Genomic DNA, 26,205 nt, shown 5'->3' with positions numbered 1-26,205 from the left:
TTCACTCCCGATGGTCGTGGGTCTGGGTGATACGGCCCTGTTCCACGTGGAACAGAGCGACTGGCGTTTCCGTCTGCCAGCCTTCCCTCAATAATTCGTGATCTACACAGGTGATGAACACCTGGCAGCGTAAGTCTTCCAGCAAGCGGCATAGTGCGCGACGGTGGCTCTCGTCCAGCTCGGACGGCAAGTCATCCACCAGATAAATACACTGACCGCGGCGGGCCTGGCTGACCAGATGCCCCTGGGCAATCCGCAATGCACAGACCACCAACTTCTGCTGACCCCGGGACAAAATATCCGCGGCGTTGTGTGCGCCCAATCTAAGACGCAAATCAGCCCGTTGCGGTCCGGCCTGGGTATGACCCATTTGCTGGTCCCGTTGCACGGATCCAGCCAGTACGGCGCTCAATTCCCGGTCTTTGTCCCAGCCTCGGTAATAGCTGAGCGTCAAACCTTCGAGCTCAACCAGTTCGCTCAAGGTTTGTTCAAAGACTGGTTTCAAGGCTTTGATGTAAGCGCGGCGGTATTCATCGATTTCAGCGCTGGCCTGACACAGTTCCCTGTCCCAAACCGCTTGCGAAACGGCGTCAAGTGTACCATGCCGCAGCCAAGAGTTTCTCTGGCGCAGGGCCTTCTGCAAGCGCTGCCAGGTGGCCATGAACCGTGGTTCGACGTGGAACACGCCCCAGTCGAGAAACTGCCGGCGAATCTTCGGCGCACCTTCAAGCAGGCGGAAGCTGTCGGGGTTGATCAACTGCAGTGGCAGGATCTCCGCCAGTTGCGCGGCGCTGCGGGCATTCTGTCCGTCGATACGGATCTGAAACTCGCCCTGACGATCACGCGATATCCCCAGCGCACTGTGGCCACCCTCGGCCAATTCGACCTGACCGAACACGGTACAGGCGAGCTGCTCATACTGGATGACCGGCAACAGCCGCGTGCTACGAAACGAACGGGCAAGCCCCAGCAGATGAATGGCTTCCAGAACACTGGTTTTGCCGCTGCCGTTGGCGCCGTAAAGGATGTTGATGCGGGGGGAGGGGGAGAAGGTCACCGGGTGCAGATTGCGCACCGCGGTGACCGAAACACGACTTAAGGACATCCAGAGTCAGCTGATTACAGACGCATCGGCATGACAACGTAAGCCGAATCGTCGTTGTCGGACTCCTGCACCAGCGCACTGCTGTTGGAGTCGGACAGGATCAGGCGAACCTGCTCGGTGGTCATCACGCCCAGCACGTCGAGCAAGTAGCTCACGTTGAAGCCGATTTCCAGCGAACCGCCGTTGTATTCAACACCCACTTCTTCTTCCGCTTCTTCCTGCTCCGGGTTGTTGGCCTGGATCTTCAACTGACCGCTGGCCAGTTGCAGACGGATACCACGGTACTTCTCGTTGGACAGAATCGCGGTACGGCTGAACGCTTCACGCAGCGCCTGGCGATCGCCCAGTACCAGTTTGTCGCCGCCCTTCGGCAGAACGCGCTCGTAATCCGGGAACTTGCCGTCGACCAGTTTCGAGGTGAAGGTGAATTCGCCGGTGGTCGCGCGGATGTGGTGCTGACCCAGAACGATGCTGACGTTACCGTCCGGCTCGGTGAGCAGGCGTGCCAGTTCAAGAATACCTTTGCGCGGCACGATCACCTGGTGGCGATCAGGCTGGCCGATATCGGCTTTCATCGAGCACATGGCCAGACGGTGACCGTCGGTGGCCACGGCGCGGATGATGCCTTCGGACACTTCCAGCAGCATACCGTTGAGGTAATAACGCACGTCCTGCTGAGCCATGGCGAAGCTGGTGCGTTCGATCAAACGACGCAGTTTGCTTTGCTCGAGGCTGCAGGTCAGCGAGCCCGGGCCTTCTTCAACGGTCGGGAAATCGTTGGCCGGCAAGGTCGACAGGGTGAAACGGCTACGGCCGGCTTTTACTACCAGCTTCTGCTCGTCGACCTTGATGTCGATCAGCGCATCGTTGGGCAGGCTTTTGCAGATATCCATCAGCTTGCGCGCAGGCACGGTGATGGAACCTGTTTCTGCCGGCTCTTCAAGTTGCACACGACCGACCAGCTCGACTTCCAGGTCGGTACCGGTCAGCGACAGTTGCTGGCCTTCGACAACCAGCAGCACGTTGGACAGTACCGGCAAGGTCTGTCGACGCTCGACGACGCCTGCGACCAGTTGCAGGGGTTTCAACAGGGCTTCGCGTTGAATGGTGAAATGCATGGTCTAGTCCCTTGCCTTATTAAGCTGCGCTGGTGTTCATCAAGTGGTCAGTGTACGCAGCAGGTTCTTGTAGTCCTCGCGGATGTCCGCGTCGGATTCCTTAAGTTCGTTGATCTTGCGGCAAGCGTGCAACACGGTGGTGTGATCGCGGCCGCCAAACACATCGCCGATTTCCGGCAGGCTGTGGTTGGTCAGTTCCTTGGACAACGCCATGGCTACCTGACGCGGACGAGCGACCGAGCGCGAACGGCGCTTGGACAACAAGTCGGAAATCTTGATCTTGTAGTACTCGGCGACAGTGCGCTGAATGTTATCCACAGAGACCAGTTTGTCCTGCAACGCCAACAGGTCTTTCAGGGATTCGCGAATCAGCTCGATGGTGATGTCGCGGCCCATGAAGTGCGAGTGGGCGATCACGCGTTTCAGCGCGCCTTCCAGCTCACGGACGTTGGAGCGAATGCGCTGGGCGATGAAGAACGCAGCGTCATGCGGCAACTCGACTTTGGCCTGGTCGGCCTTCTTCATCAAGATCGCGACGCGGGTTTCCAGTTCCGGCGGCTCGACGGCTACCGTCAGGCCCCAACCGAAGCGGGATTTGAGGCGCTCTTCAAGGCCTTCGATTTCTTTCGGGTAGCGGTCACTGGTGAGAATTACCTGCTGGCCACCTTCAAGCAGGGCGTTGAAGGTGTGGAAAAACTCTTCCTGGGAACGTTCTTTACGGGCGAAGAACTGAATGTCGTCGATCAGCAAAGCGTCCACCGAACGGTAGAAACGCTTGAACTCGTTGATCGCGTTCAGTTGCAGCGCCTTGACCATGTCGGCGACGAAACGCTCGGAATGCAGGTACACGACCTTGGCATTCGGGTTCTTCTTTAATAGGTGGTTACCCACCGCGTGCATCAAGTGGGTTTTACCCAGGCCGACGCCACCATAAAGGAACAGCGGGTTGTAGCCGTGCTTTGGGTTGTCCGCCACTTGCCAGGCTGCTGCGCGAGCGAGCTGGTTGGATTTACCTTCGACGAAGTTTTCGAAGGTGAAGGTGCGGTTCAGGTAACTGGTGTGCTTGAGCGCACCTTCGACCTGCACGGTGCGCTGTTCGGCGCGAACCGGGGCCTGCTGCGAGGCCGCACCGGACATCGGGTCGAAACTGTCGCGAGACGGCTCGTCACTGACTTCGGGGCTTTTTTGTGTCGAGCGCTTGGCCGCCGGTGCTGGCGCTTGCGTAGGTGCCGGCGCGCTCACAGACGCGGCATTTGCCTGGGCCTGGGAAACCTGCGCGGCAGCCAGCGGTGCATTCGGTGCCGCACGCGGTGCCGAACTGCGTTTGCTGCCTATTAATAAGGAAAGCGCCGGCGCCATGCCGTTGCCATGCTCATCCAGCAGTTCAAGGACGCGGCCCAGGTACTTTTCGTTGACCCAGTCCAGCACAAAGCGGTTCGGTGCGTAGACGCGCAACTCGTCGCCTTCGGCTTCGACCTGTAGTGGACGGATCCAGGTGTTGAATTGTTGGGCAGGCAGCTCCTCGCGCAAAAGCTCCACGCACTGCTGCCAAAGTTCCACTGACACGGATATCCCCTAAGTTGAAAGCCGGTGAGGCAAAAACAAGCGGCCATTGTAGCGGCGAGCCGTCCACTTATCCACATGCAGGTTGCGCGGTGACCATGATTTATCAATGCGTTAAATCGGAAAAAGGCGACCAACGGTGTGTGAATAAGCTCTGTGGATAACCGCCTCTAAGGGCACTGGACAAGTAGGGGTTGAACTCGGTGGATAACCTGCCTGTGGATAACAGCCCATTCCACGCACAGGTTATCCGATGGCGCAGCACAGGCTGAACACGGTTTTCCACTGTAGTTGTCATTCTCTGTACATCAGGTAAAACATGGGCCGGTGTCACTTATCCACAGAAGAAGGCTTGCCTAGCTTTTATAAGCTTTACAGAAAAGCTTTAAATAATTCCCTTCTTTATTTTTATGTATGGCGAGCAGGTGATCAGGCAAAGAACACCTCGAGATCTATTTATAAGGAAACGTTGGTTGGAAATTGACCTGAAGGCTTGCTTTCTCTAGAATCCCCGGTCTCTTAAAACGGGGGCCATTCCGGCCCGTTGTGGACGAACCAGGTAACACGACAATGAAACGTACTTTCCAACCAAGCACTATCAAACGCGCTCGTACCCACGGTTTCCGTGCTCGCATGGCTACCAAGAACGGCCGCGCAGTCCTGTCGCGTCGTCGCGCCAAAGGTCGTGCGCGTCTGGCAGTTTGATAATCCGGTACTGGAGGTGAGTCAGGACTTCAGTCGGGAAAAGCGTCTGCTTACCCCCCGGCATTTCAAGGCAGTCTTTGACTCCCCTACCGGCAAGGTTCCGGGGAAAAATCTCCTGCTCCTTGCACGCAACAACGATCTTGATCACCCCCGTCTCGGGCTGGTTATCGGGAAAAAGAGCGTAAAGCTCTCCGTTGAGCGCAATCGCCTCAAACGTTTGATGCGCGAATCGTTCCGTCTACACCAGGATTCACTGGTCGGCTGGGATATCGTTATCGTCGCGCGCAAAGGTCTGGGCGATGTAGAAAACCCCGAATTGATTCAGCATTTCGGCAAGCTCTGGAAGCGTCTGGCACGCAGCAAGCCAGTTCCAGAAGTCAAAACCGAAACTGTAGGGGTAGACAGTACCGATGCGTAAACTGGCCCTCGTTCCGATCCAGTTTTATCGCTATGCCATTAGTCCTTTGATGGCCAGCCACTGTCGTTTCTACCCCAGTTGTTCCTGCTACGCGTATGAAGCCATCGAAAATCATGGCCTTCTGCGCGGTGGCTGGCTGACCTTTCGTCGTTTAGGTCGCTGTCATCCGTGGAATCCCGGTGGTTATGACCCGGTTCCACCTATCCCTACCTCCCGTTCTTCTTCGATGGCCGAGTAATCATGGATATCAAACGCACGATCCTGATCGTCGCCCTGGCAATCGTGTCCTACGTTATGGTTCTTAAATGGAACCAGGACTATGGCCAGGCTGCCCTGCCGACTCAGAATGTTGCTTCCAGTACGACTACATCCGGTTTGCCGGACACCGCCACTGGCAATAATGCTGCCGCCAGTGACGATATTCCGCGCGCCGCTAGCGATACCAGCGCACCTGCCGAAACTCCGGTAGCCGCCAGCAAGGATCTGATCCAGATCAAAACCGACGTGCTCGATCTCGCGATCGATCCACAAGGTGGCGATGTTGCTCAACTGACCTTGCCTTTGTATCCACGTCGTCAGGATCGTCCTGATGTTCCGTTCCAGCTGTTCGATAACGGCGGCGAACGTGTTTATCTGGCCCAAAGCGGTCTGATCGGCACCAATGGCCCGGATGCAAATCCGGCCGGTCGTCCGGTCTACTCCTCGGAGAAGAAGACTTATCAACTGGCTGACGGTCAGGACCAACTGGTCGTCGACCTGAAGTTCAGCAAGGACGGCGTCAACTACATCAAGCGTTTCACCCTGAAACGCGGCCTGTATGACGTAGCCGTTTCCTACATTGTGGATAACCAGAGCGCTCAGCCCTGGAATGGCGCGATGTTCGCGCAGTTGAAGCGCGATGCAAGCGCTGATCCTTCGTCCACAACCGCTACTGGCACCGCGACTTACCTGGGCGCCGCCCTGTGGACAAGTTCGGAGCCGTACAAGAAAGTGTCCATGAAGGACATGGACAAGGCACAGCTGAAAGAAACCGTCACCGGTGGTTGGGTAGCCTGGCTGCAACACTACTTCGTGACTGCGTGGATTCCGGCCAAGGGCGAAAACAACATCGTCCAGACCCGTAAAGACAGCAAAGGCAACTACATCATCGGTTACACCGGTCCAACACTGACCGCTGCTCCGGGTGCCAAAGTTGAAACCAGCGCTGTGCTGTACGCCGGTCCGAAAAGCCAGGCTGTATTGAAAGAGTTGTCCCCAGGTCTGGAACTGACCGTCGACTACGGCATTCTGTGGTTCATTGCCCAGCCAATTTTCTGGCTGCTGCAACACATCCACGCCATTGTCGGTAACTGGGGCTGGTCGATCATCTTCCTGACCATGCTGATCAAAGGTATTTTCTTCCCTCTGTCGGCTGCCAGCTACAAATCGATGGCGCGTATGCGTGCCGTTGCACCGAAACTGGCTGCTCTGAAAGAGCAACATGGCGATGACCGGCAGAAAATGTCGCAAGCCATGATGGAGCTGTACAAGAAAGAGAAGATCAACCCGCTGGGCGGCTGCTTGCCGATCCTCGTGCAGATGCCGGTTTTCCTTTCGCTGTACTGGGTTCTGCTGGAAAGCGTGGAAATGCGGCAGGCGCCGTTCATGCTGTGGATCACTGACCTGTCGATCAAGGATCCGTTCTTCATTCTGCCGATCATCATGGGCGCAACCATGTTCATCCAGCAGCAGCTGAACCCGACTCCTCCGGATCCGATGCAGGCGAAGGTCATGAAAATGATGCCAATCATCTTCACCTTCTTCTTCCTGTGGTTCCCTGCTGGTCTGGTGCTGTACTGGGTTGTGAACAACTGCCTGTCGATTGCACAACAGTGGTACATCACGCGTAAGATCGAAGCGGCGACGAAAAAAGCCGAGGCGTAACTTGCACTGTGGATAACACCACTCAAAACGCCCCCTAGTGGGGCGTTTTGCTATCTGCCACTTTTGTCTGGATTCCGGTTTATGAGCACACCTCGTGAAACCATCGCCGCTGTCGCCACTGCTCAAGGTCGCGGCGGTGTGGGCATCGTCCGTATTTCCGGGCCGCTGGCCAGCGTTGCAGCCAAAGCCATCAGCGGCCGCGAACTGAAACCGCGTTACGCCCATTACGGGCCGTTTTTCAGTGACGACCAGCAAGTGCTCGATGAAGGTCTGGCGCTGTATTTCCCGGGTCCGAACTCGTTCACCGGCGAAGACGTGCTGGAACTGCAGGGCCATGGAGGCCCGATCGTGCTGGATATGTTGCTCAAGCGTTGCCTGGAATTGGGTTGCCGTCTGGCCCGTCCGGGTGAATTCAGTGAACGTGCCTTCCTCAATGACAAACTCGACCTGGCCCAGGCCGAAGCGATAGCCGATTTGATCGAGGCGAGTTCTGCACAGGCGGCGCGCAATGCCCTGCGTTCTTTGCAAGGCGCGTTTTCCCAGCGTGTGCATAACTTGACCGAACAACTGATAGGTCTGCGCATTTACGTAGAAGCGGCCATCGACTTCCCCGAAGAGGAAATCGACTTCCTCGCCGATGGCCATGTGCTGAGCATGCTGGACAAGGTGCGCGATGAATTATCCACAGTACTGCGTGAAGCCGGGCAGGGCGCTTTGTTGCGCGATGGCATGACCGTGGTGATTGCCGGTCGTCCGAATGCCGGCAAGTCCAGCCTGTTGAATGCGTTAGCCGGTCGGGAAGCGGCGATCGTCACCGAGATTGCCGGCACCACCCGCGATATTCTGCGTGAACATATTCACATCGACGGCATGCCGTTGCACATTGTCGATACTGCTGGTCTGCGTGATACCGACGATCAGGTGGAAAAGATTGGCGTTGAGCGCGCACTGAAAGCCATCGGCGAAGCGGATCGCGTCCTGCTGGTGGTCGATGCGACCGCTCCGGAAGCGCTGGATCCGTTTGCCCTGTGGCCAGAATTCCTTGAAACCCGACCGGATCCGGCCAAAGTTACGTTGATCCGTAACAAAGCAGACCTGACGGGTGAATCCGTTTCCCTGGAAGTCAGTGAAGATGGCCACGTGACGATCAGCCTGAGCGCCAAATCTGCAGGCAATGGCCTGGAACTGCTGCGCGATCACCTCAAGGCCTGTATGGGCTACGAGCAGACTTCGGAAAGCAGCTTCAGTGCTCGTCGTCGCCATCTGGAAGCATTGCGCCATGCCAGTGCAGCCCTTGAACACGGTCGTGCACAACTGACTCTGGCCGGCGCCGGCGAGTTGCTGGCCGAAGACCTGCGTCAGGCTCAGCACTCTCTAGGGGAAATCACCGGGGCATTCAGCTCTGATGATCTGCTGGGACGGATCTTTTCCAGCTTCTGTATCGGTAAATAACCCCCCGCTTTCCACAGACAGGTCCATTCGCGACCTGTCTGCGCCTCTTATTTCTCAAATCTTTCTCCAGTGCCGGGCAGATTTCATCTCCCTGAGCGGATTTCTCGTGCCCGTTATTTCTTCATTCACCGCATTTCTGTGAATTAATCCCTGTGAATAACTGCCACTGAGCCCGGTTGATAACAGGGCCTCAAAACTGGATATAAACCCCTCTGTGGATAACCACCCCTTTAATCCACAGGCTTAAACCGGTTATCCAAGGCCCTCATTGGCACATGGTCACAGGGTTTTGAATCTCTGTACACATTGAATATAAAGGCCTGTAGCGATCTATCCACAGATAATGGCCTCAGTAGAAATAAACATAAAAACAAAGGTTTTATAAATTTCTCTCTTTTTTATTCTTTTAACCTCGAGTTCTCCACAGCTGGTTAAATTTTGTGCAAAGGGTTCTTTAGGAAGGGCGAAGTCCCTATACTTGTCGACCAGGTCCAAAAACCTGATCTCAAACTATTCCTGAATTACCTACTTAAGCAGGCACGAGGTGCGTGGTGGATTTCCCTTCCCGTTTTGAAGTGATCGTCATCGGCGGCGGTCATGCCGGTACCGAGGCAGCACTGGCCTCAGCACGTATGGGGGCAAAAACCCTGTTGCTGACGCATAACGTGGAAACCCTCGGTGCCATGAGTTGCAACCCGGCCATCGGTGGCATTGGCAAAAGCCATCTGGTCAAGGAAATCGATGCCCTCGGCGGCGCGATGGCAACGGCCACCGATTTGGGCGGCATCCAGTTTCGCGTGTTGAACAGCCGCAAAGGCCCAGCCGTACGGGCGACTCGTGCGCAAGCCGACCGGATTCTGTACAAAGCCGCTGTCCGCGAAATCCTCGAAAACCAGCCGAACCTGTGGATATTTCAACAAGCCGCTGACGACTTGATCGTCGAGCAGGAACAAGTCCGTGGCGTGGTCACGCAAATGGGTTTGCGGTTCTTCGCCGATTCCGTGGTGTTGACCACCGGTACGTTCCTTGGCGGACTTATCCACATCGGTTTGCAGAATTTTTCCGGCGGCCGTGCCGGTGATCCGCCATCGATTGCACTGGCTCACCGTCTGCGTGAACTGCCATTGCGTGTCGGTCGCCTGAAAACCGGTACACCGCCGCGTATCGACGGCAAGTCTGTGGATTTCTCGGTGATGACCGAGCAACCGGGCGATACGCCGATTCCGGTGATGTCGTTCATGGGCAACAAAGAACAGCATCCACGCCAGGTCAGTTGCTGGATTACTCACACCAACGCCCGCACCCACGAAATCATTGCCGCGAACCTCGATCGTTCGCCGATGTATTCGGCTGCCGGTGAAATCGAAGGCATTGGCCCGCGCTATTGCCCATCGATCGAAGACAAGATCCACCGCTTTGCCGACAAGGAAAGCCATCAGGTGTTTATCGAACCGGAAGGTTTGACCACCCATGAGCTGTACCCGAACGGGATATCCACAAGCTTGCCGTTCGACGTGCAATTGCAGATCGTGCAATCGATCCGTGGCATGGAAAACGCACACATCGTGCGTCCGGGTTATGCGATCGAGTACGACTACTTCGATCCGCGCGACCTGAAGTACAGCCTCGAGACCAAAGTCATCGGCGGTCTGTTCTTTGCCGGACAAATCAACGGCACCACCGGCTACGAAGAAGCCGGCGCCCAAGGTTTGCTCGCGGGTGCCAACGCCGCACTGCGTGCCAAGGGCAAAGAAGCCTGGTGCCCGCGTCGCGATGAAGCGTACATCGGTGTGTTGGTCGACGACCTGATCACCCTCGGCACCCAAGAGCCGTACCGCATGTTCACTTCCCGTGCCGAGTACCGCCTGATTCTGCGCGAGGACAACGCTGACCTGCGTCTGACCGAAAAAGGTCGCGAACTCGGCCTGGTCGATGACGCGCGTTGGGCAGCCTTCTGCAAGAAACGCGAAAGCATCGAACTCGAAGAGCAGCGCCTGAAAAGCACTTGGGTTCGCCCGAATACGCAGCAGGGCGATGCGATTGCCGAGAAATTCGGCACGCCGCTGACCCATGAATACAATTTGCTCAATCTCTTGAGTCGTCCGGAAATCGACTACGCTGGTCTGGTCGAAGTGACCGGCAACGGCGCCGAAGATCCACAAGTCGCCGAGCAGGTTGAAATCAAGACCAAATACGCCGGTTACATCGACCGTCAACAGGACGAAATCGCCCGTCTGCGCGCCAGTGAAGACACGAAATTGCCTGTGGATATCGATTACACCAACATTTCCGGTCTCTCCAAGGAGATCCAGAGCAAGCTCGGCGCGACTCGACCAGAGACGCTGGGCCAGGCTTCGCGGATCCCGGGCGTGACCCCGGCAGCGATTTCGCTGTTGATGATTCATTTGAAAAAACGAGGCGCGGGCCGTCAGTTGGAGCAAAGCGCTTGAGTTCTAAGGTCACTTCGCAACACGCCGAAGAGTTATCCACAGGAGCCCGCGAGCTCGGTGTCAATCTCACTGAAGCCCAGCACGAATTGCTGCTGGGTTATCTGGCCCTGTTGATCAAATGGAACCAGGCCTACAACCTGACCGCCGTGCGTGATCCGGACGAAATGGTCTCGCGGCACTTGCTCGATAGTCTGAGCGTGATGTCGTTCATCGAAAACGGTCGCTGGCTCGACGTCGGCAGCGGCGGCGGCATGCCGGGGATCCCGTTGGCGATCCTGTATCCGGACGCGCAAGTGACCTGCCTGGACAGCAACGGCAAGAAAACCCGCTTCCTGACCCAGGTCAAACTCGAACTCAAACTGGATAACCTGCAAGTTATCCACAGTCGTGTCGAAGCGTTCCAGCCTGCGCAGCCGTTCAACGGGATCATTTCCCGGGCGTTCAGCAGCATGGAAAACTTCACCAACTGGACTCGCCACCTCGGCGATGCCGATACACGCTGGCTGGCAATGAAGGGCGTTCATCCGGCCGATGAGCTGGTAGCATTGCCGGCAGACTTCAAACTCGATAGCGAACACGCCCTGGCCGTACCCGGTTGCCAAGGCCAACGCCATCTGCTGATACTGCGCCGCACGGCATGATTGGGAACACAAGCAAGAATGGCTAAGGTATTCGCGATAGCGAACCAAAAGGGTGGTGTGGGCAAGACCACCACCTGCATCAACCTCGCAGCATCCCTGGTCGCAACCAAGCGCCGGGTGCTGTTGATCGATCTCGATCCACAGGGCAACGCCACCATGGGTAGCGGTGTGGATAAACACGGCCTGGAAAATTCGGTCTATGACCTGCTGATCGGCGAGTGCGATCTGGCCCAGGCCATGCACTATTCCGAGCACGGCGGTTATCAACTGCTGCCGGCCAACCGCGATCTGACGGCGGCCGAAGTCGTGCTGCTGGAAATGCAGATGAAGGAAAGCCGTCTGCGCAGCGCGCTGGCGCCAATCCGCGAAAACTACGATTACATTCTGATCGACTGCCCGCCGTCGCTGTCGATGCTTACGCTGAACGCTTTGGTGGCCGCCGATGGGGTAATTATCCCCATGCAGTGCGAGTACTTTGCGCTCGAAGGCTTGAGCGACCTTGTGGATAACATCAAACGAATCGCTGAACTGCTGAATCCGAACCTGAAAGTCGAAGGTTTGCTGCGGACCATGTATGACCCGCGCCTGAGTCTGATGAACGACGTTTCGGCGCAGCTCAAGGAACACTTCGGCGATCAGCTGTACGACACGGTGATTCCGCGCAACATCCGCCTGGCCGAAGCGCCGAGCTACGGCATGCCGGCGCTGGCCTACGACAAGCAATCGCGTGGCGCCCTGGCTTATCTGGCCCTGGCCGGCGAGATGGTTCGCCGTCAGCGCAAAAATTCACGCATCGCCGCCGCTCAGGCAACTTAAGGAATCCCCATGGCCGTCAAGAAACGAGGTCTCGGACGTGGACTGGATGCACTGCTGAGTGGTCCGACCGTCAGCGCGCTGGAAGAACAAGCGGCGCAAGCTGACACCCGCGAACTGCAGCACTTGCCGTTGGATCTGCTGCAGCGCGGTAAATACCAGCCGCGCCGCGACATGGATCCGCAGGCGCTGGAAGAACTGGCAGCGTCGATCAAGGCGCAAGGCGTGATGCAGCCGATCGTGGTGCGCCCGATTGGCGGTGGCCGCTTCGAGATCATCGCTGGTGAACGTCGCTGGCGCGCGAGTCAGCAAGCCGGGCAGGAAACCATTCCGGCGATGGTCCGGGATGTGCCGGATGAAACCGCAATCGCCATTGCGCTGATCGAGAACATCCAGCGCGAAGACCTCAACCCGATCGAAGAAGCGGTGGCCCTGCAGCGTTTGCAGCAGGAATTCCAGCTCACTCAGCAACAAGTTGCCGAGGCTGTGGGTAAGTCCCGCGTCACTGTGGCTAACCTGTTGCGCCTTATTGCACTGCCGGAAGTCATCAAGACGATGTTGTCTCACGGCGACCTGGAAATGGGTCATGCCCGTGCTTTGCTCGGTCTGCCGGACAATCAACAGGTTGAAGGGGCGCGACATGTTGTCGCACGCGGTCTCACCGTGCGCCAAACTGAGGCACTGGTTCGCCAGTGGTTGAGTGGCAAACCGGAGCCTGTGGAAGCGACCAAACCCGACCCGGATATCGCCCGTCTCGAACAGCGTCTGGCCGAGCGCCTAGGCTCTGCGGTGCAGATTCGCCACGGGAAGAAGGGAAAGGGTCAGTTGGTGATCGGTTATAACTCGCTCGATGAGCTTCAAGGTGTGCTCGCACACATCCGCTGAAACATTTCCTCATGTAGCGCGCAGTCGGAAATCACTACCTGACAGTTGAATAGGGGCAGAACCGCCCCTATACTCTGCGCGCATTTTGTCGGCACAAATTATGCCAAGTTATTGAATTCTGGCAGCCGACCATTGGAGAGCAAACGTGATGGAAACCCGCAAGCCAAACCGCCTGCCGTTCCATCGCCTGGCGGTTTTTCCGGTGTTGATGGCTCAATTTGTCATTTTGCTCATTGCCGCTTTGGCGCTCTGGCAATGGCACGGAGTCGTTGCCGGATACTCGGGACTTTGCGGAGGCCTGATAGCCTTGCTGCCCAATGTTTATTTCGCTCACAAGGCATTTCGGTTTTCCGGCGCCCGAGCAGCCCAGTCCATCGTCCGGTCTTTTTATGCCGGCGAGGCAGGCAAACTGATTTTGACGGCAGTGCTCTTTGCACTGGTGTTTGCAGGTGTGAAGCCACTGGCGCCGATAGCTGTATTCGGCGCGTTCGTGCTGACTCAGTCGGTCAGCTGGTTCGCTCCCCTGCTGATGAGAACAAGACTTTCGAGACCTTAGGGCGTTTGAGGCAACCATGGCAGAAACAACCGCTTCGGGCTATATCCAGCACCACTTGCAGAACCTGACCTTCGGTCAGCTACCTAACGGCGGCTGGGGCTTTGCCCATACCGCAGCAGAGGCCAAAGAAATGGGCTTCTGGGCTTTCCACGTCGATACTCTCGGCTGGTCGGTCGCGTTGGGTCTGATCTTCGTACTTCTTTTCCGCATGGCGGCAAAGAAAGCGACTTCGGGTCAGCCGGGTGCTTTGCAGAACTTCGTTGAAGTATTGGTCGAATTCGTCGATGGCAGCGTGAAAGACAGCTTCCATGGCCGTAGCCCGGTGATTGCACCGCTGGCACTGACCATCTTCGTCTGGGTGTTCCTGATGAACGCCGTCGACCTGGTACCGGTCGACTGGATTCCTCAGCTGGCCATCCTGATCTCCGGCGACCACCACATCCCGTTCCGTGCCGTGTCGACCACCGACCCGAACGCGACCCTGGGCATGGCGTTCTCGGTTTTCGCACTGATCATTTTCTACAGCATCAAGGTCAAGGGCTTCGGCGGCTTCATCGGCGAACTGACCCTGCACCCGTTCGGCAGCAAGAACATCTTCGTTCAAGCCCTGCTGATCCCGGTGAACTTCCTGCTGGAATTCGTGACCCTGATCGCCAAACCGATCTCTCTGGCTCTGCGTCTGTTCGGCAACATGTATGCCGGCGAGCTGGTGTTCATTCTGATCGCTGTGATGTTCGGCAGCGGCCTGCTCTGGCTGAGCGGCCTGGGCGTTGTTCTGCAGTGGGCGTGGGCTGTGTTCCACATCCTGATCATCACGCTGCAGGCGTTCATCTTCATGATGCTGACCATCGTCTACCTGTCGATGGCGCACGAAGAAAACCATTAAGACCAGTCTCGACTAGTCTGATGTCCTTCCCGGTCAAACGGGAAGGGGCTCTTCACAGGGCACCTGAAACGATTTGTTTTACCGCTTTAATCTAAAAAACCTAAACCATACGACGTAAAAGTCGGGAGGAAAGATGGAAACTGTAGTTGGTCTAACCGCTATCGCTGTTGCACTGTTGATCGGCCTGGGCGCACTGGGTACCGCAATTGGTTTCGGCCTGCTGGGCGGCAAGTTCCTGGAAGGCGCAGCGCGTCAGCCAGAAATGGTTCCAATGCTGCAAGTTAAAATGTTCATCGTTGCCGGTCTGCTCGACGCCGTAACCATGATCGGTGTTGGTATCGCTCTGTTCTTCACCTTTGCGAACCCGTTCGTTGGTCAGATCGCTGGCTAATTACCCGGATTTTTCCGAGTAATTTGATGTGATGGACAACGTAACTGCGAGGTGTTGGCGTGAACATTAATGCGACCCTGATTGGCCAGTCCGTTGCGTTCCTGATTTTTGTACTGTTCTGCATGAAGTATGTATGGCCTCCGGTCATCGCTGCTCTGCACGAACGTCAAAAGAAGATCGCTGATGGTCTGGACGCTGCCAGCCGTGCAGCTCGCGACCTGGAGTTGGCCCAAGAAAAAGCGGGTCAGCAACTGCGCGAAGCGAAAGCTCAGGCAGCTGAAATCATCGAGCAAGCCAAGAAACGCGGTAACCAGATTGTCGAAGAGGCCGTTGAAAAGGCCCGTGTCGACGCTGACCGTGTGAAGGTTCAGGCTCAAGCCGAGATCGAACAGGAACTGAACAGTGTCAAAGACAAGCTGCGCGCCCAAGTGGGTTTGCTGGCTGTCGGCGGCGCCGAGAAGATCCTGGGTGCCACAATCGATCAAAACGCGCACGCAGAGCTGGTTAACCAACTGGCTGCTGAAATCTAAGCGAGGGCGATCATGGCAGAACTGACCACGTTGGCCCGACCTTACGCTAAGGCGGCCTTCGAGCACGCTCAGGCCCACCAGCAACTGGCCAATTGGTCAGCCATGCTCGGCCTGGCTGCAGCGGTGTCACAAGATGACACCATGCAGCGCGTGCTCAAGGCCCCGCGACTGACGAGCGCAGAAAAGGCCGCCACGTTTATTGACGTGTGCGGCGACAAGTTTGATGCCAAGGCACAGAACTTCATCAATGTCGTTGCCGAAAACGACCGTCTCCCGCTTCTGCCGGAGATTGCCGCTCTTTTCGACCTGTACAAGGCCGAACAAGAGAAGTCGGTAGACGTTGAAGTGACCAGTGCTTTTGCATTGAACCAAGAACAGCAAGACAAACTCGCCAAGGTTCTCAGTGCACGACTCAACCGGGAAGTGCGCCTGCAAGTTGCGGAGGATGCTGCCCTTATAGGTGGTGTCGTCATCCGCGCCGGCGACCTGGTTATCGATGGCTCGATTCGCGGCAAAATCGCGAAACTTGCCGAAGCATTGAAATCTTGAGTTTGAAGGGGCAGCAGAGCAATGCAGCAACTCAATCCTTCCGAAATAAGTGAAATTATCAAGGGCCGCATCGACAAGCTCGATGTGACCTCCCAAGCCCGTAACGAAGGCACTGTCGTCAGCGTATCTGACGGCATCGTGCGGATTCACGGTCTGGCCGACGTCATGTACGGCGAGATGATCGAGTTTCCGGGCGGCGTCTACGGTATGGCCCTCAACCTGGAGCAAGACTCCGTAGGTGCCGTTGTACTGGGCGCTTACCAGTCTCTGGCTGAAGGCATGAGCGCCAAGTGCACCGGCCGCATCCTCGAAGTTCCGGTTGGTAAGGAACTGCTGGGTCGCGTAGTCGACGCACTGGGTAACCCTGTTGACGGCAAAGGTCCACTGGGCAACACCGAGACCGACGCGGTCGAGAAAGTTGCACCGGGCGTGATCTGGCGTAAGTCGGTAGACCAGCCTGTACAGACTGGCTACAAGGCTGTCGATGCCATGATCCCTGTCGGCCGTGGCCAGCGTGAGCTGATCATCGGTGACCGTCAGATCGGTAAAACCGCTCTGGCGATCGACGCGATCATCAACCAGAAAGACAGCGGCATTTTCTGCGTCTACGTAGCCATTGGTCAGAAGCAATCGACCATCGCCAACGTGGTTCGCAAGCTGGAAGAAAACGGCGCCCTGGCCAACACGATCATCGTGGCTGCCAGTGCTTCGGAATCTCCTGCGCTGCAGTTCCTGGCACCGTACTCCGGTTGCACCATGGGTGAATTCTTCCGCGACCGCGGTGAAGACGCGCTGATCGTTTATGACGATCTGTCCAAGCAAGCAGTGGCTTACCGCCAGATTTCCCTGCTGCTGCGCCGTCCACCAGGCCGTGAAGCTTACCCAGGCGACGTGTTCTATCTCCACTCCCGTCTGCTGGAGCGCGCATCCCGCGTTTCGGAAGAATACGTAGAGAAGTTCACCAACGGCGCAGTGACCGGCAAAACCGGTTCGCTGACCGCACTGCCGATCATCGAAACCCAGGCTGGCGACGTTTCCGCGTTCGTTCCGACCAACGTGATTTCCATCACCGACGGTCAGATCTTCCTGGAATCGGCCATGTTCAACTCGGGCATCCGTCCTGCAGTGAACGCCGGTGTTTCGGTATCCCGTGTGGGTGGTGCCGCTCAGACCAAGATCATCAAGAAGCTGTCCGGTGGTATCCGTACCGCTCTGGCTCAGTACCGTGAACTGGCGGCATTCGCCCAGTTCGCTTCTGACCTGGACGAAGCGACCCGTAAGCAACTTGAGCATGGTCAGCGCGTTACCGAGCTGATGAAGCAGAAGCAATACGCACCAATGTCGATCGCTGACATGGCGCTGTCGCTGTATGCCGCTGAGCGTGGGTTCCTGACTGACATTGAAATCGCCAAGATCGGCAGCTTCGAACAAGCGCTGATTGCTTTCTTCAACCGCGATCACGCCGATTTGATGGCCAAGATCAACGTTAAAGGTGACTTCAATGACGAAATCGACGCTGGCATGAAAGCCGGTATCGAGAAGTTCAAGGCCACCCAAACCTGGTAAGCCGCAGCGGGAGCCGCGAGGCTCCCGCTTGCTAACCTGATAGGTGTTACATGGCAGGCGCAAAAGAGATTCGCAGTAAGATTGCGAGCATCAAAAGCACGCAAAAGATTACCAGCGCCATGGAAAAAGTGGCGGTCAGCAAAATGCGCAAGGCACAAATGCGCATGGCTGCTAGCCGTCCTTATGCGGAGCGTATCCGCCAGGTTATTGGGCATCTGGCCAACGCCAACCCGGAATACCGCCACCCGTTCATGATCGACCGCGAAATCAAGCGCGTTGGTTATGTTGTGGTGAGCAGTGACCGTGGTCTGTGCGGCGGCTTGAATACCAACCTGTTCAAGGCCCTGGTCAAGGACATGGCGGTAAACCGCGAAAACGGCGTCGAGATTGATCTGTGTGTCGTTGGTAGCAAGGGTGCGGCCTTTTTCCGCAACTTCGGCGGTAACGTCGTTGCAGCTATCAGCCACCTGGGTGAAGAGCCGTCGATCAATGATCTGATCGGCAGCGTCAAGGTGATGCTGGATGCCTACCTGGACGGCCGTATTGACCGCCTGTCCGTGGTGTCCAACAAGTTCATCAACACCATGACGCAACAGCCTACCGTGGAGCAGTTGATTCCATTGGTGGCTACCCCGGATCAGGATCTCAAGCACCACTGGGACTATCTCTACGAACCGGATGCCAAAGAGCTGCTTGACGGCTTGATGGTCCGCTACGTTGAGTCGCAGGTCTACCAGGCGGTGGTCGAGAACAACGCGGCTGAACAAGCTGCGCGGATGATCGCGATGAAGAACGCTACCGACAACGCCGGTGATTTGATCAGCGATTTGCAGCTGATCTACAACAAGGCGCGTCAGGCTGCGATCACCCAAGAGATCTCGGAAATCGTCGGCGGCGCTGCCGCGGTTTAACGGTTCAAATATTCAGAGGATCCAGCTATGAGTAGCGGACGTATCGTTCAAATCATCGGCGCCGTTATCGACGTGGAATTTCCACGCGACAGCGTACCGAGCATCTACAACGCGCTGAAAGTAGTGAGCGCGGCTGAAACCACTCTGGAAGTTCAGCAGCAGCTGGGCGACGGCGTGGTTCGTACCATTGCGATGGGTTCCACCGAGGGCTTGAAGCGCGGTCTGGAAGTTACCGACTCTGGCGCAGCCATCTCCGTACCGGTCGGTAAAGCGACCCTGGGCCGGATCATGGACGTCCTCGGTAACCCGATCGACGAAGCTGGCCCGATCGACACCGAAGAGCGTTGGGGCATTCACCGTCCAGCGCCTTCGTTCGCTGAACAGGCAGGCGGCAACGACCTGCTGGAAACCGGCATCAAGGTTATCGACCTGGTTTGCCCGTTCGCCAAAGGCGGTAAAGTCGGTCTGTTCGGTGGTGCCGGTGTAGGCAAAACCGTAAACATGATGGAACTGATCCGTAACATCGCCATCGAGCACAGCGGTTATTCCGTGTTCGCCGGTGTGGGTGAGCGTACTCGTGAGGGTAACGACTTCTACCACGAGATGAAGGACTCCAACGTTCTGGACAAAGTGGCACTGGTTTACGGTCAGATGAACGAGCCGCCGGGTAACCGTCTGCGCGTAGCACTGACCGGCCTGACCATGGCCGAGAAGTTCCGTGACGAAGGTAACGACGTTCTGCTGTTCGTCGACAACATCTATCGTTACACCCTGGCCGGTACTGAAGTATCCGCACTGCTGGGCCGTATGCCTTCGGCAGTAGGTTACCAGCCGACCCTGGCTGAAGAGATGGGCGTTCTGCAAGAACGTATCACTTCGACCAAGGAAGGTTCGATCACTTCGATCCAAGCGGTATACGTACCTGCGGATGACTTGACCGACCCGTCGCCAGCGACCACCTTCGCCCACTTGGACGCCACCGTCGTTCTGTCCCGTGACATCGCTTCCCTGGGTATCTACCCGGCAGTAGATCCACTGGATTCGACTTCGCGCCAGCTGGACCCGAACGTAATCGGCCAGGACCACTACGACACCGCTCGCGGCGTTCAGTACGTTCTGCAACGTTACAAAGAGCTGAAGGACATCATCGCGATCCTGGGTATGGACGAGCTGTCGGAAGCCGACAAGCAGTTGGTAAACCGTGCTCGTAAGATCCAGCGCTTCTTGTCGCAGCCGTTCTTCGTGGCTGAAGTCTTCACCGGTGCTTCGGGTAAATACGTTTCCCTGAAAGACACCATTGCTGGCTTCAAAGGCATCCTCAACGGTGACTACGACCACCTGCCAGAACAAGCGTTCTACATGGTTGGCGGCATCGAAGAAGCGATCGAGAAAGCCAAGAAACTGTAATCCCGGCGCCCGGCAACGGGCGCTAATTTAGGTTGAGGCAATCAGATGGCTATGACAGTCCATTGCGATATCGTCAGCGCGGAAGGGGAAATCTTTTCCGGCCTGGTCGAGATGGTGATTGCGCACGGTGCACTGGGTGATCTTGGTATCGCTCTGGGTCACGCGCCGCTGATCACTAATCTGAAGCCAGGTCCGATCCGCCTGATCAAGCAAGGCGGGGAAGCCGAGGTGTTCTACATCTCCGGTGGTTTCCTCGAGGTTCAGCCGAACATGGTCAAAGTGCTTGCCGATACCGTGCAACGTGCCGCCGACCTGGATGAAGCTCAAGCTCAAGCTGCTCTCAAGGCTGCCGAGCATGCTCTGCATGAAAAGGGCGCTGATTTCGACTACAGCGCTGCGTCAGCACGTCTGGCCGAGGCTGCAGCTCAGCTGCGCACCGTCCAGCAGATCCGCAAGAAGTTTGGCGGTTAATCCGTCATCCGCTTGTTGTGCGATTGATAAAAAAGGGTAGCCTCGGCTACCCTTTTTTCTTTTCCGAATTCCCGAAACCCGGTCGCAGTTGCTGACCACCCAGGATTGGTAGCCAGTCATGTCTCTTGAAATCGTTATCCTCGCGGCCGGTCAAGGCACCCGTATGCGTTCGGCACTGCCGAAAGTACTGCATCCGATTGCCGGCAATTCCATGCTGGGGCATGTTATCCACAGTGCTCGGCAACTTGATCCACAGCGCATCCATGTCGTGATCGGCCATGGCGCGGATGTGGTGCGGGAACGTCTGGCCGCTGATGATCTGAATTTCGTCCTGCAGGACAAGCAACTCGGTACCGGTCACGCCACCGCTCAAGCGGTGCCGTTCATTACTGCCGATACCGTGCTGATCCTCTACGGTGACGTGCCGTTGATCGAAGTCGAAACCCTGCAGCGTCTGCTCAAGCACGTCGTGCCTGGGCAGATGGGTTTGCTCACCGTGGAACTGGACGATCCGACCGGTTACGGCCGTATCGTGCGCGATGCCGACGGCAAGGTCGCAGCCATCGTTGAACACAAAGATGCCAGCGAAGCGCAACGCGCAATTACTGAAGGTAATACCGGTATCCTCGCTGTCCCGGCCAATCGTCTGGCCGACTGGATGAGTCGCCTGTCGAACAACAATGCCCAAGGCGAGTACTACCTGACCGACGTGATCGAAATGGCGGTGAGTGATGGCCTGGTTGTCGCCACCGAACAACCGCACGATCCGATGGAGGTGCAGGGCGCCAACGATCGCAAGCAACTGTCCGAGCTGGAGCGCCACTACCAGTTGCGCGCTGGCCGTCGGTTGATGGCCCAAGGCGTCACCCTGCGTGACCCGGCGCGTTTCGACGTGCGAGGCGAAGTCACCGTGGGTCGCGACGTCCTGATCGACATCAACGTGATCCTCGAAGGTAACGTTGTCATCGAAGACGACGTGGTGATCGGCCCGAACTGTGTGATCAAGGACAGCACCCTGCGCAAAGGTGTGGTGATCAAGGCCAACTCGCACATTGAAGGTGCCGTTCTGGGCGAGGGCAGCGATGCCGGACCATTTGCGCGTCTGCGTCCAGGCACCGTGCTCGAAGCGCGTGCGCATGTGGGTAACTTTGTTGAATTGAAAAACGCCCACATGGGCGAAGGCGCCAAGGCAGGTCATCTGACTTATCTGGGCGATGCCGAAATCGGTGCGCGTACCAACATTGGCGCCGGCACCATTACCTGCAACTACGATGGCGCCAACAAGTGGAAAACCGTGCTGGGTGCTGACGTGTTCATCGGTTCCAATAATTCGCTGGTCGCGCCTGTGGATATCTCCGACGGTGCAACCACGGCGGCCGGGTCGACCATTACGCAGAATGTGGATAACGCACAGTTGGCCGTGGGCCGAGCGCGGCAGAGGAATATCGACGGCTGGAAGCGGCCGGAGAAGATCAAGAAGAGCTGAGTTATCCACAGCGGCTTTTTGAAGATCAGAAAATCGCAGCCTTCGGCAGCTCCTATGGGGACTGTTGAGGGTTGCGATTTTTTTTGGACGACAGCTTGACGATTTAGAGCCGATAGGTTTTGATTGCTTCCGATATCTTTCGAATCGAAACTTAAGTCGCCATGTCGAAACGCAACACGCCGCAACGCCGCCACAACATCCTCGCCTTGCTCAACGAGCAGGGCGAAGTCAGTGTGGATGAACTGGCCAAGCGCTTCGAAACCTCCGAAGTTACGATTCGCAAGGATCTCGCCGCGCTGGAAACTCATGGTCTGTTGCTGCGCCGCTACGGTGGGGCGATCACCATGCCGCAGGAACTGGTCGCGGAAACTGCGCAGAGCGTTTCCAAATACAAACAGGCGATTGCCCGCGCGGCGGTGAAACGCATCCGCGAACACGCGCGGATCATCATCGACAGCGGCAGTACCACCGCTGCAATGATCCCGGAACTTGGCCAACAGCCAGGCCTGGTGGTGATGACCAACTCCCTGCACGTCGCCAACGCCTTGAGCGAACTTGAGCACGAACCGGTGCTGTTGATGACCGGTGGCACCTGGGATCCGCATTCGGAATCCTTTCAGGGCCAGGTTGCCGAGCAAGTACTACGCTCTTACGACTTCGACCAGTTATTCATCGGCGCCGATGGCATCGATCTGGTGCGTGGCACCACCACCTTCAATGAGCTGCTCGGTTTGAGCCGGGTCATGGCTGAAGTGGCGCGGGAAGTCATCGTCATGGTCGAGGCCGACAAGATCGGTCGCAAGATTCCCAATCTGGAGCTGCCATGGAGCAGCGTCCATACCCTAATTACCGATGATCGCCTGCCTAGCGAGGCACGCGATCAGATTCAGGCCCGCGGTATCACCGTGATTTGCGCGGCTGTCAGTCAGGAGAAATAAGCATGTGTGGAATTGTCGGCGCAGTTGCTGAACGTAATATCACCGCCATCCTGCTCGAAGGTCTCAAGCGCCTTGAATACCGCGGCTACGACAGCGCCGGTGTCGCGGTCTTCACCAACGACGAAACCCTCGAGCGCATGCGTCGCCCGGGTAAAGTCAGCGAACTCGAAGCGGCGCTGGCCGAACACCCGTTGGTCGGCCGTCTGGGCATTGCCCACACCCGCTGGGCAACTCACGGCGCACCGTGCGAACGCAACGCCCACCCGCATTTCTCCGGCGACATCGCGGTGGTGCACAACGGCATCATCGAAAACCACGAAGCCCTGCGTGATCAACTGAAAGCGCTGGGTTACGTGTTTACTTCGGACACCGATACCGAAGTTATCGCCCATCTGCTCAATCACAAGCTCAAGGATCAGCCTGACCTGAGCGTCGCTCTCAAGGCGACGGTCAAGGAATTGCACGGTGCTTATGGTCTGGCAGTGATCAATGCCAAGCAGCCGGATCGTCTGGTTGCCGCGCGCAGTGGCAGTCCGTTGGTGATTGGGCTGGGTCTGGGCGAGAACTTCCTCGCCTCCGATCAGTTGGCGCTGCGTCAGGTCACTGACCGCTTCATGTACCTGGAAGAAGGCGATATCGCCGAAATTCGCCGCGATAACGTGCAGATCTGGGACATCAACGGCAACGTCGTCGAGCGCCAGACCGTGCAGTACAGCGACGGTGCCGAAGCCGCCGACAAAGGTGAATACCGCCACTACATGCTCAAGGAAATCCACGAGCAACCAGCCGTTGTGCAGCGCACCCTCGAAGGTCGCCTGAGCAATGATCAGGTGCTGGTGCAAGCATTCGGCCCACAAGCGGCCGAATTGTTCGCCAAAGTGCGTAACGTACAGATCGTCGCCTGCGGCACCAGCTATCACGCGGGTATGGTCGCGCGTTACTGGCTGGAAGAACTGGCCGGCATTCCGTGCCAGGTCGAAGTCGCCAGCGAATTCCGCTATCGCAAAGTGGTGGTGCAGCCGGACACCTTGTTCGTGACCATCTCGCAGTCCGGCGAAACCGCCGACACCCTCGCTGCGCTGCGCAATGCCAAGGAGCTGGGCTTCCTCGCCAGCCTGGCGATCTGCAACGTCGGCATCAGCTCGCTGGTGCGCGAATCCGACCTGACCCTGCTAACCCAGGCCGGCCGCGAAATCGGTGTCGCCTCGACCAAAGCCTTCACCACGCAACTGGTCGGTCTGTTGTTGCTGACCCTGTCGCTGGGTCAGGTGCGCGGCACGTTGGCCAATGGCGTTGAAGCGCGTCTGGTCGAAGAACTGCGTCGCCTGCCAACCCGTCTCGGCGAAGCGCTGGCCATGGACAGCACCGTGGAAAAGATCGCCGAGCTGTTCGCCGAGAAGAACCACACTCTGTTCCTCGGTCGTGGCGCGCAATTCCCGGTGGCAATGGAAGGTGCGCTGAAACTCAAGGAAATCTCTTATATTCACGCCGAAGCCTACCCGGCCGGCGAGCTGAAGCACGGCCCTCTGGCACTTGTGGATAACGACATGCCCGTGGTCACCGTGGCGCCGAACAACGAACTGCTGGAAAAGCTCAAATCCAACCTGCAGGAAGTCCGCGCCCGTGGTGGCGAACTGATCGTGTTCGCCGACGAGAAAGCCGGGATGACCAACGGCGAAGGCACCCATGTGGTGCAGATGCCACATATCCACGACATCCTCTCGCCGATCCTCTACACGGTTCCGCTGCAGCTGCTGTCGTACTACGTTGCGGTGCTCAAGGGCACGGACGTCGATCAGCCGCGTAATTTGGCGAAGTCGGTGACAGTGGAATAAGTTATCCACAGTAGATCGTGCTTCAGAAAAAATTATTCCCTTTTTGGAGCCTTTCGGGGCTCCAAACGATTCAATAACTGTCTTGCACTCTACTCTTCTAACAAGTTAGCAAAACAGTGCGCGCCCCATGTCTAATAATAAAGAACCCAACGGTGTGAATTCGTGGGGTAATAAATTAAAATAGTTTATTTCAGCCGCCGGGCTTGTCAGTCTTAACTTTCAGGATTGCGTCCAGTATCTTTCCAAACTCTGGAGCTGTCGACTCTTCACTTATCACATTATTGGATGGACGGAACAATGTTGTATAGAAGAGCAGCTCTGCTTCTTTAGCAATGGATGTTTCCGCAGCCTTCATAGCGACGAAAGTTTTGATCATCGTGGCACGTTCAATGGACTCGGTTTCTAGAGTGAGGTTTGCCATCATTAATTTTACAAATATCCGAGTTGACCAAATACCAGCAGTTGATATCAACAGTATTGTGGCAATTCCTGATAATGATTTAGGTAGGGTGAACTCATACCCTAGCCAGTTATGCGCAGTGCCCGACAAATACTCATAAATCACTATGATTGCCAAAGTAATAGCAAAGGTTGCAGCCGATATTGATGCGTATCTACCGTACTTTTCAGCGTTAGTCTTATGAATACCTCTGCGGTCTTCCCAGAATTTTACCGGTTCTGAAAGAGAAATTGCAGATGTAGCAGCGGCTACAATTTTCTGAATGGTTTCCTCCGCGTGATTGATGCTGTTATTGATTTCATTTTCCTTCTCTTTCAGATCAGATAAAGTCTGAGTCGTTTTATCGTCGATCCCTTTAATTAGGGATTTCAAGTTTTTTGAAGCGCCCTCGTCATATCCTCTTAGATATTGTCTGTCCAAATTTTTCGTTAGCATGCGATAGGTATAGACCGCCGAAGTTGCTTCTCCTGCGTGGCAAGAGTTTTTAAACTCGTCAGCTAACGGATCGTCATGCTGAGGCAGATCAAAAGAAAAAATAGATTTTAGCAAAGGGACGGAGTCGTTTAAAAGATCGCCATCGCTTGAATATAATGTATCAGTTGTGATCGAATTTTTTAGCTCAGCAACTTTATTTGTATATTGGGAAGCCTGCTGCACAATTGATAAGTGATTTCTTGAGGAGCCATTGTTACTTTTCTGTTGTTGTAAGGAGCTATTGATTTCATTCCAGTATTTCCATTCAAGATTTCCCCAGTCTCTCAGGTCATCGATACTTAAATTTTGAATTTCATTCAGTTTTGATTTACTGATAAGATCATATGCAGGGGATTGATCGTCTGAAAATTTTTTCTGTTGAGTGGTTGCCATACTTTTTTCTTTCCTTGAATGCTGTTTAAACCCAGAGTCTTTAGACTTCAGCTAGGGACGTTACGTTTTTAGTTGTGTGGCTATGTGCTATCGACCACCAGAAATAGTGCCGTTTGTCTTAGATACTTGCAATAGTTATGGGTAGAAATGTAATGCGTGACTGCATAGGGTAGATTCTCTGACTACGGTTATGAATTTTTAATGAGTCCGTTTGTCTTGTACCTTTTGATTTAGCGAATTTCCGCTGGTCTCAGATACAATTGTTCGCGAGGCTTTTTA

Annotated in this window: 25 protein-coding genes; 21 read left to right on the top strand and 4 right to left on the bottom strand. The window is 56.2% G+C overall.

Going from position 1 to position 26,205, the window contains the following annotated elements:
* Position 1: 1 nt before the first annotated feature.
* From recF to dnaA, 3 genes are read right to left on the bottom strand one after another with little or no spacing between them, the layout of a single operon-like run.
* Positions 2–1,105, bottom strand: coding sequence for a DNA replication/repair protein RecF (gene recF, locus AB4N44_RS17380; RefSeq protein ID WP_003220208.1), 1,104 nt, complete (start codon positions 1,103–1,105; stop codon positions 2–4).
* A 14-nt stretch (positions 1,106–1,119) separates the two neighbouring features.
* On the bottom strand, positions 1,120–2,223 hold the full coding sequence (gene dnaN, locus AB4N44_RS17375) for a DNA polymerase III subunit beta (protein WP_007911887.1): 1,104 nt from the start codon (positions 2,221–2,223) through the stop codon (positions 1,120–1,122).
* Positions 2,224–2,262: 39 nt separating this feature from the next.
* Entirely contained in the window at positions 2,263–3,789 is a 1,527-nt protein-coding gene (gene dnaA / locus AB4N44_RS17370; protein WP_127925272.1) for a chromosomal replication initiator protein DnaA, read from the bottom strand.
* A 567-nt stretch (positions 3,790–4,356) separates the two neighbouring features.
* Here dnaA and rpmH point away from each other — a divergent pair.
* From rpmH to glmS, 21 genes are all read left to right on the top strand, one after another.
* On the top strand, positions 4,357–4,491 hold the full coding sequence (gene rpmH / locus AB4N44_RS17365; RefSeq protein WP_003213577.1) for a 50S ribosomal protein L34: 135 nt from the start codon (positions 4,357–4,359) through the stop codon (positions 4,489–4,491).
* A gap of 16 nt (positions 4,492–4,507) precedes the next feature.
* Entirely contained in the window at positions 4,508–4,909 is a 402-nt protein-coding gene (rnpA, locus tag AB4N44_RS17360) for a ribonuclease P protein component (RefSeq protein ID WP_016984072.1), read from the top strand.
* The gene (yidD, locus tag AB4N44_RS17355) at positions 4,902–5,147 is read left to right on the top strand and encodes a membrane protein insertion efficiency factor YidD (protein ID WP_010465488.1); all 246 of its coding nucleotides are present in this window, start codon (positions 4,902–4,904) and stop codon (positions 5,145–5,147) included. Before rnpA ends, yidD begins: the two co-directional genes overlap by 8 nt.
* Before the next feature lie 2 nt (positions 5,148–5,149).
* Positions 5,150–6,832: a membrane protein insertase YidC gene (gene yidC / locus AB4N44_RS17350; protein ID WP_095119693.1), complete on the top strand. Its 1,683-nt coding sequence runs from the start codon at positions 5,150–5,152 to the stop codon at positions 6,830–6,832.
* Between the two features lie 81 nt (positions 6,833–6,913).
* Positions 6,914–8,284, top strand: a complete 1,371-nt coding sequence (gene mnmE / locus AB4N44_RS17345) for a tRNA uridine-5-carboxymethylaminomethyl(34) synthesis GTPase MnmE (protein ID WP_460108287.1) — start codon at positions 6,914–6,916, stop codon at positions 8,282–8,284.
* Between the two features lie 551 nt (positions 8,285–8,835).
* Positions 8,836–10,734, top strand: coding sequence for a tRNA uridine-5-carboxymethylaminomethyl(34) synthesis enzyme MnmG (gene mnmG / locus AB4N44_RS17340; RefSeq protein WP_016984066.1), 1,899 nt, complete (start codon positions 8,836–8,838; stop codon positions 10,732–10,734).
* Positions 10,731–11,375 carry a 16S rRNA (guanine(527)-N(7))-methyltransferase RsmG gene (rsmG, locus tag AB4N44_RS17335; RefSeq protein WP_150774626.1) on the top strand — a complete coding sequence of 215 codons (645 nt, stop codon included), beginning with the start codon at positions 10,731–10,733 and terminating at the stop codon, positions 11,373–11,375. The genes mnmG and rsmG overlap by 4 nt, the downstream gene beginning before the upstream one ends.
* A gap of 18 nt (positions 11,376–11,393) precedes the next feature.
* Positions 11,394–12,191, top strand: coding sequence for a ParA family protein (locus AB4N44_RS17330; RefSeq protein ID WP_008084406.1), 798 nt, complete (start codon positions 11,394–11,396; stop codon positions 12,189–12,191).
* Between the two features lie 9 nt (positions 12,192–12,200).
* Positions 12,201–13,073 (top strand): ParB/RepB/Spo0J family partition protein, encoded by an 873-nt coding sequence (locus tag AB4N44_RS17325; protein ID WP_034152184.1) that lies wholly within the window; start codon positions 12,201–12,203, stop codon positions 13,071–13,073.
* A 148-nt stretch (positions 13,074–13,221) separates the two neighbouring features.
* A complete protein-coding gene (locus AB4N44_RS17320) occupies positions 13,222–13,629 on the top strand; it encodes a F0F1 ATP synthase subunit I (protein ID WP_003229783.1) in 408 nt (135 codons plus the stop codon).
* A gap of 16 nt (positions 13,630–13,645) precedes the next feature.
* The gene (atpB, locus tag AB4N44_RS17315; protein WP_007911917.1) at positions 13,646–14,515 is read left to right on the top strand and encodes a F0F1 ATP synthase subunit A; all 870 of its coding nucleotides are present in this window, start codon (positions 13,646–13,648) and stop codon (positions 14,513–14,515) included.
* 133 nt (positions 14,516–14,648) lie between these two features.
* Positions 14,649–14,906, top strand: coding sequence for a F0F1 ATP synthase subunit C (gene atpE, locus AB4N44_RS17310; protein ID WP_003097235.1), 258 nt, complete (start codon positions 14,649–14,651; stop codon positions 14,904–14,906).
* A 59-nt stretch (positions 14,907–14,965) separates the two neighbouring features.
* Positions 14,966–15,436: a F0F1 ATP synthase subunit B gene (locus AB4N44_RS17305; protein WP_003229781.1), complete on the top strand. Its 471-nt coding sequence runs from the start codon at positions 14,966–14,968 to the stop codon at positions 15,434–15,436.
* A 12-nt stretch (positions 15,437–15,448) separates the two neighbouring features.
* Positions 15,449–15,985: a F0F1 ATP synthase subunit delta gene (locus AB4N44_RS17300; protein ID WP_007911956.1), complete on the top strand. Its 537-nt coding sequence runs from the start codon at positions 15,449–15,451 to the stop codon at positions 15,983–15,985.
* Between the two features lie 21 nt (positions 15,986–16,006).
* Positions 16,007–17,551 carry a F0F1 ATP synthase subunit alpha gene (gene atpA / locus AB4N44_RS17295; RefSeq protein WP_016984064.1) on the top strand — a complete coding sequence of 515 codons (1,545 nt, stop codon included), beginning with the start codon at positions 16,007–16,009 and terminating at the stop codon, positions 17,549–17,551.
* Between the two features lie 50 nt (positions 17,552–17,601).
* The gene (gene atpG, locus AB4N44_RS17290) at positions 17,602–18,462 is read left to right on the top strand and encodes a F0F1 ATP synthase subunit gamma (RefSeq protein WP_007911960.1); all 861 of its coding nucleotides are present in this window, start codon (positions 17,602–17,604) and stop codon (positions 18,460–18,462) included.
* A 27-nt stretch (positions 18,463–18,489) separates the two neighbouring features.
* On the top strand, positions 18,490–19,869 hold the full coding sequence (gene atpD, locus AB4N44_RS17285; RefSeq protein WP_007911961.1) for a F0F1 ATP synthase subunit beta: 1,380 nt from the start codon (positions 18,490–18,492) through the stop codon (positions 19,867–19,869).
* A 45-nt stretch (positions 19,870–19,914) separates the two neighbouring features.
* Entirely contained in the window at positions 19,915–20,340 is a 426-nt protein-coding gene (locus AB4N44_RS17280; RefSeq protein WP_053125284.1) for a F0F1 ATP synthase subunit epsilon, read from the top strand.
* Between the two features lie 118 nt (positions 20,341–20,458).
* Entirely contained in the window at positions 20,459–21,826 is a 1,368-nt protein-coding gene (gene glmU, locus AB4N44_RS17275) for a bifunctional UDP-N-acetylglucosamine diphosphorylase/glucosamine-1-phosphate N-acetyltransferase GlmU (RefSeq protein ID WP_460108290.1), read from the top strand.
* Positions 21,827–21,987: 161 nt separating this feature from the next.
* Entirely contained in the window at positions 21,988–22,764 is a 777-nt protein-coding gene (locus AB4N44_RS17270) for a DeoR/GlpR family DNA-binding transcription regulator (protein ID WP_127930332.1), read from the top strand.
* A gap of 2 nt (positions 22,765–22,766) precedes the next feature.
* The gene (glmS, locus tag AB4N44_RS17265) at positions 22,767–24,599 is read left to right on the top strand and encodes a glutamine--fructose-6-phosphate transaminase (isomerizing) (RefSeq protein WP_150749914.1); all 1,833 of its coding nucleotides are present in this window, start codon (positions 22,767–22,769) and stop codon (positions 24,597–24,599) included.
* Positions 24,600–24,789: 190 nt separating this feature from the next.
* Here the strand turns inward: glmS and AB4N44_RS17260 are convergent, their stop codons facing one another.
* Complete coding sequence (locus AB4N44_RS17260; RefSeq protein ID WP_460108293.1) at positions 24,790–25,926, bottom strand: DUF6161 domain-containing protein; 1,137 nt, start codon at positions 25,924–25,926, stop codon at positions 24,790–24,792.
* Between the last annotated feature and the right edge of the window lie 279 nt (positions 25,927–26,205).

The sequence above is a fragment of the Pseudomonas sp. S3_C06 genome (assembly GCF_054667675.1).
The sequence above is the reverse complement of the archived record's forward strand: the minus strand, read 5'-3'. Positions and strand labels throughout refer to the sequence as shown.

What these genes read in the sequence shown, in the direction of transcription:
- atpE (WP_003097235.1), top strand. Translation starts at nt 14,649, where the DNA reads ATGGAAACTGTAGTTGGTCTAACCGCTATCGCTGTTGCACTGTTGATC.
- glmS (WP_150749914.1), top strand. Translation starts at nt 22,767, where the DNA reads ATGTGTGGAATTGTCGGCGCAGTTGCTGAACGTAATATCACCGCCATC.
- AB4N44_RS17330 (WP_008084406.1), top strand. Translation starts at nt 11,394, where the DNA reads ATGGCTAAGGTATTCGCGATAGCGAACCAAAAGGGTGGTGTGGGCAAG.
- recF (WP_003220208.1), bottom strand. Translation starts at nt 1,105, where the DNA reads ATGTCCTTAAGTCGTGTTTCGGTCACCGCGGTGCGCAATCTGCACCCG.
- mnmE (WP_460108287.1), top strand. Translation starts at nt 6,914, where the DNA reads ATGAGCACACCTCGTGAAACCATCGCCGCTGTCGCCACTGCTCAAGGT.
- AB4N44_RS17300 (WP_007911956.1), top strand. Translation starts at nt 15,449, where the DNA reads ATGGCAGAACTGACCACGTTGGCCCGACCTTACGCTAAGGCGGCCTTC.
- atpD (WP_007911961.1), top strand. Translation starts at nt 18,490, where the DNA reads ATGAGTAGCGGACGTATCGTTCAAATCATCGGCGCCGTTATCGACGTG.
- AB4N44_RS17325 (WP_034152184.1), top strand. Translation starts at nt 12,201, where the DNA reads ATGGCCGTCAAGAAACGAGGTCTCGGACGTGGACTGGATGCACTGCTG.
- atpA (WP_016984064.1), top strand. Translation starts at nt 16,007, where the DNA reads ATGCAGCAACTCAATCCTTCCGAAATAAGTGAAATTATCAAGGGCCGC.
- yidD (WP_010465488.1), top strand. Translation starts at nt 4,902, where the DNA reads ATGCGTAAACTGGCCCTCGTTCCGATCCAGTTTTATCGCTATGCCATT.
- dnaN (WP_007911887.1), bottom strand. Translation starts at nt 2,223, where the DNA reads ATGCATTTCACCATTCAACGCGAAGCCCTGTTGAAACCCCTGCAACTG.
- glmU (WP_460108290.1), top strand. Translation starts at nt 20,459, where the DNA reads ATGTCTCTTGAAATCGTTATCCTCGCGGCCGGTCAAGGCACCCGTATG.
- AB4N44_RS17260 (WP_460108293.1), bottom strand. Translation starts at nt 25,926, where the DNA reads ATGGCAACCACTCAACAGAAAAAATTTTCAGACGATCAATCCCCTGCA.
- atpG (WP_007911960.1), top strand. Translation starts at nt 17,602, where the DNA reads ATGGCAGGCGCAAAAGAGATTCGCAGTAAGATTGCGAGCATCAAAAGC.
- atpB (WP_007911917.1), top strand. Translation starts at nt 13,646, where the DNA reads ATGGCAGAAACAACCGCTTCGGGCTATATCCAGCACCACTTGCAGAAC.
- yidC (WP_095119693.1), top strand. Translation starts at nt 5,150, where the DNA reads ATGGATATCAAACGCACGATCCTGATCGTCGCCCTGGCAATCGTGTCC.
- AB4N44_RS17270 (WP_127930332.1), top strand. Translation starts at nt 21,988, where the DNA reads ATGTCGAAACGCAACACGCCGCAACGCCGCCACAACATCCTCGCCTTG.
- AB4N44_RS17320 (WP_003229783.1), top strand. Translation starts at nt 13,222, where the DNA reads ATGGAAACCCGCAAGCCAAACCGCCTGCCGTTCCATCGCCTGGCGGTT.
- AB4N44_RS17280 (WP_053125284.1), top strand. Translation starts at nt 19,915, where the DNA reads ATGGCTATGACAGTCCATTGCGATATCGTCAGCGCGGAAGGGGAAATC.
- rpmH (WP_003213577.1), top strand. Translation starts at nt 4,357, where the DNA reads ATGAAACGTACTTTCCAACCAAGCACTATCAAACGCGCTCGTACCCAC.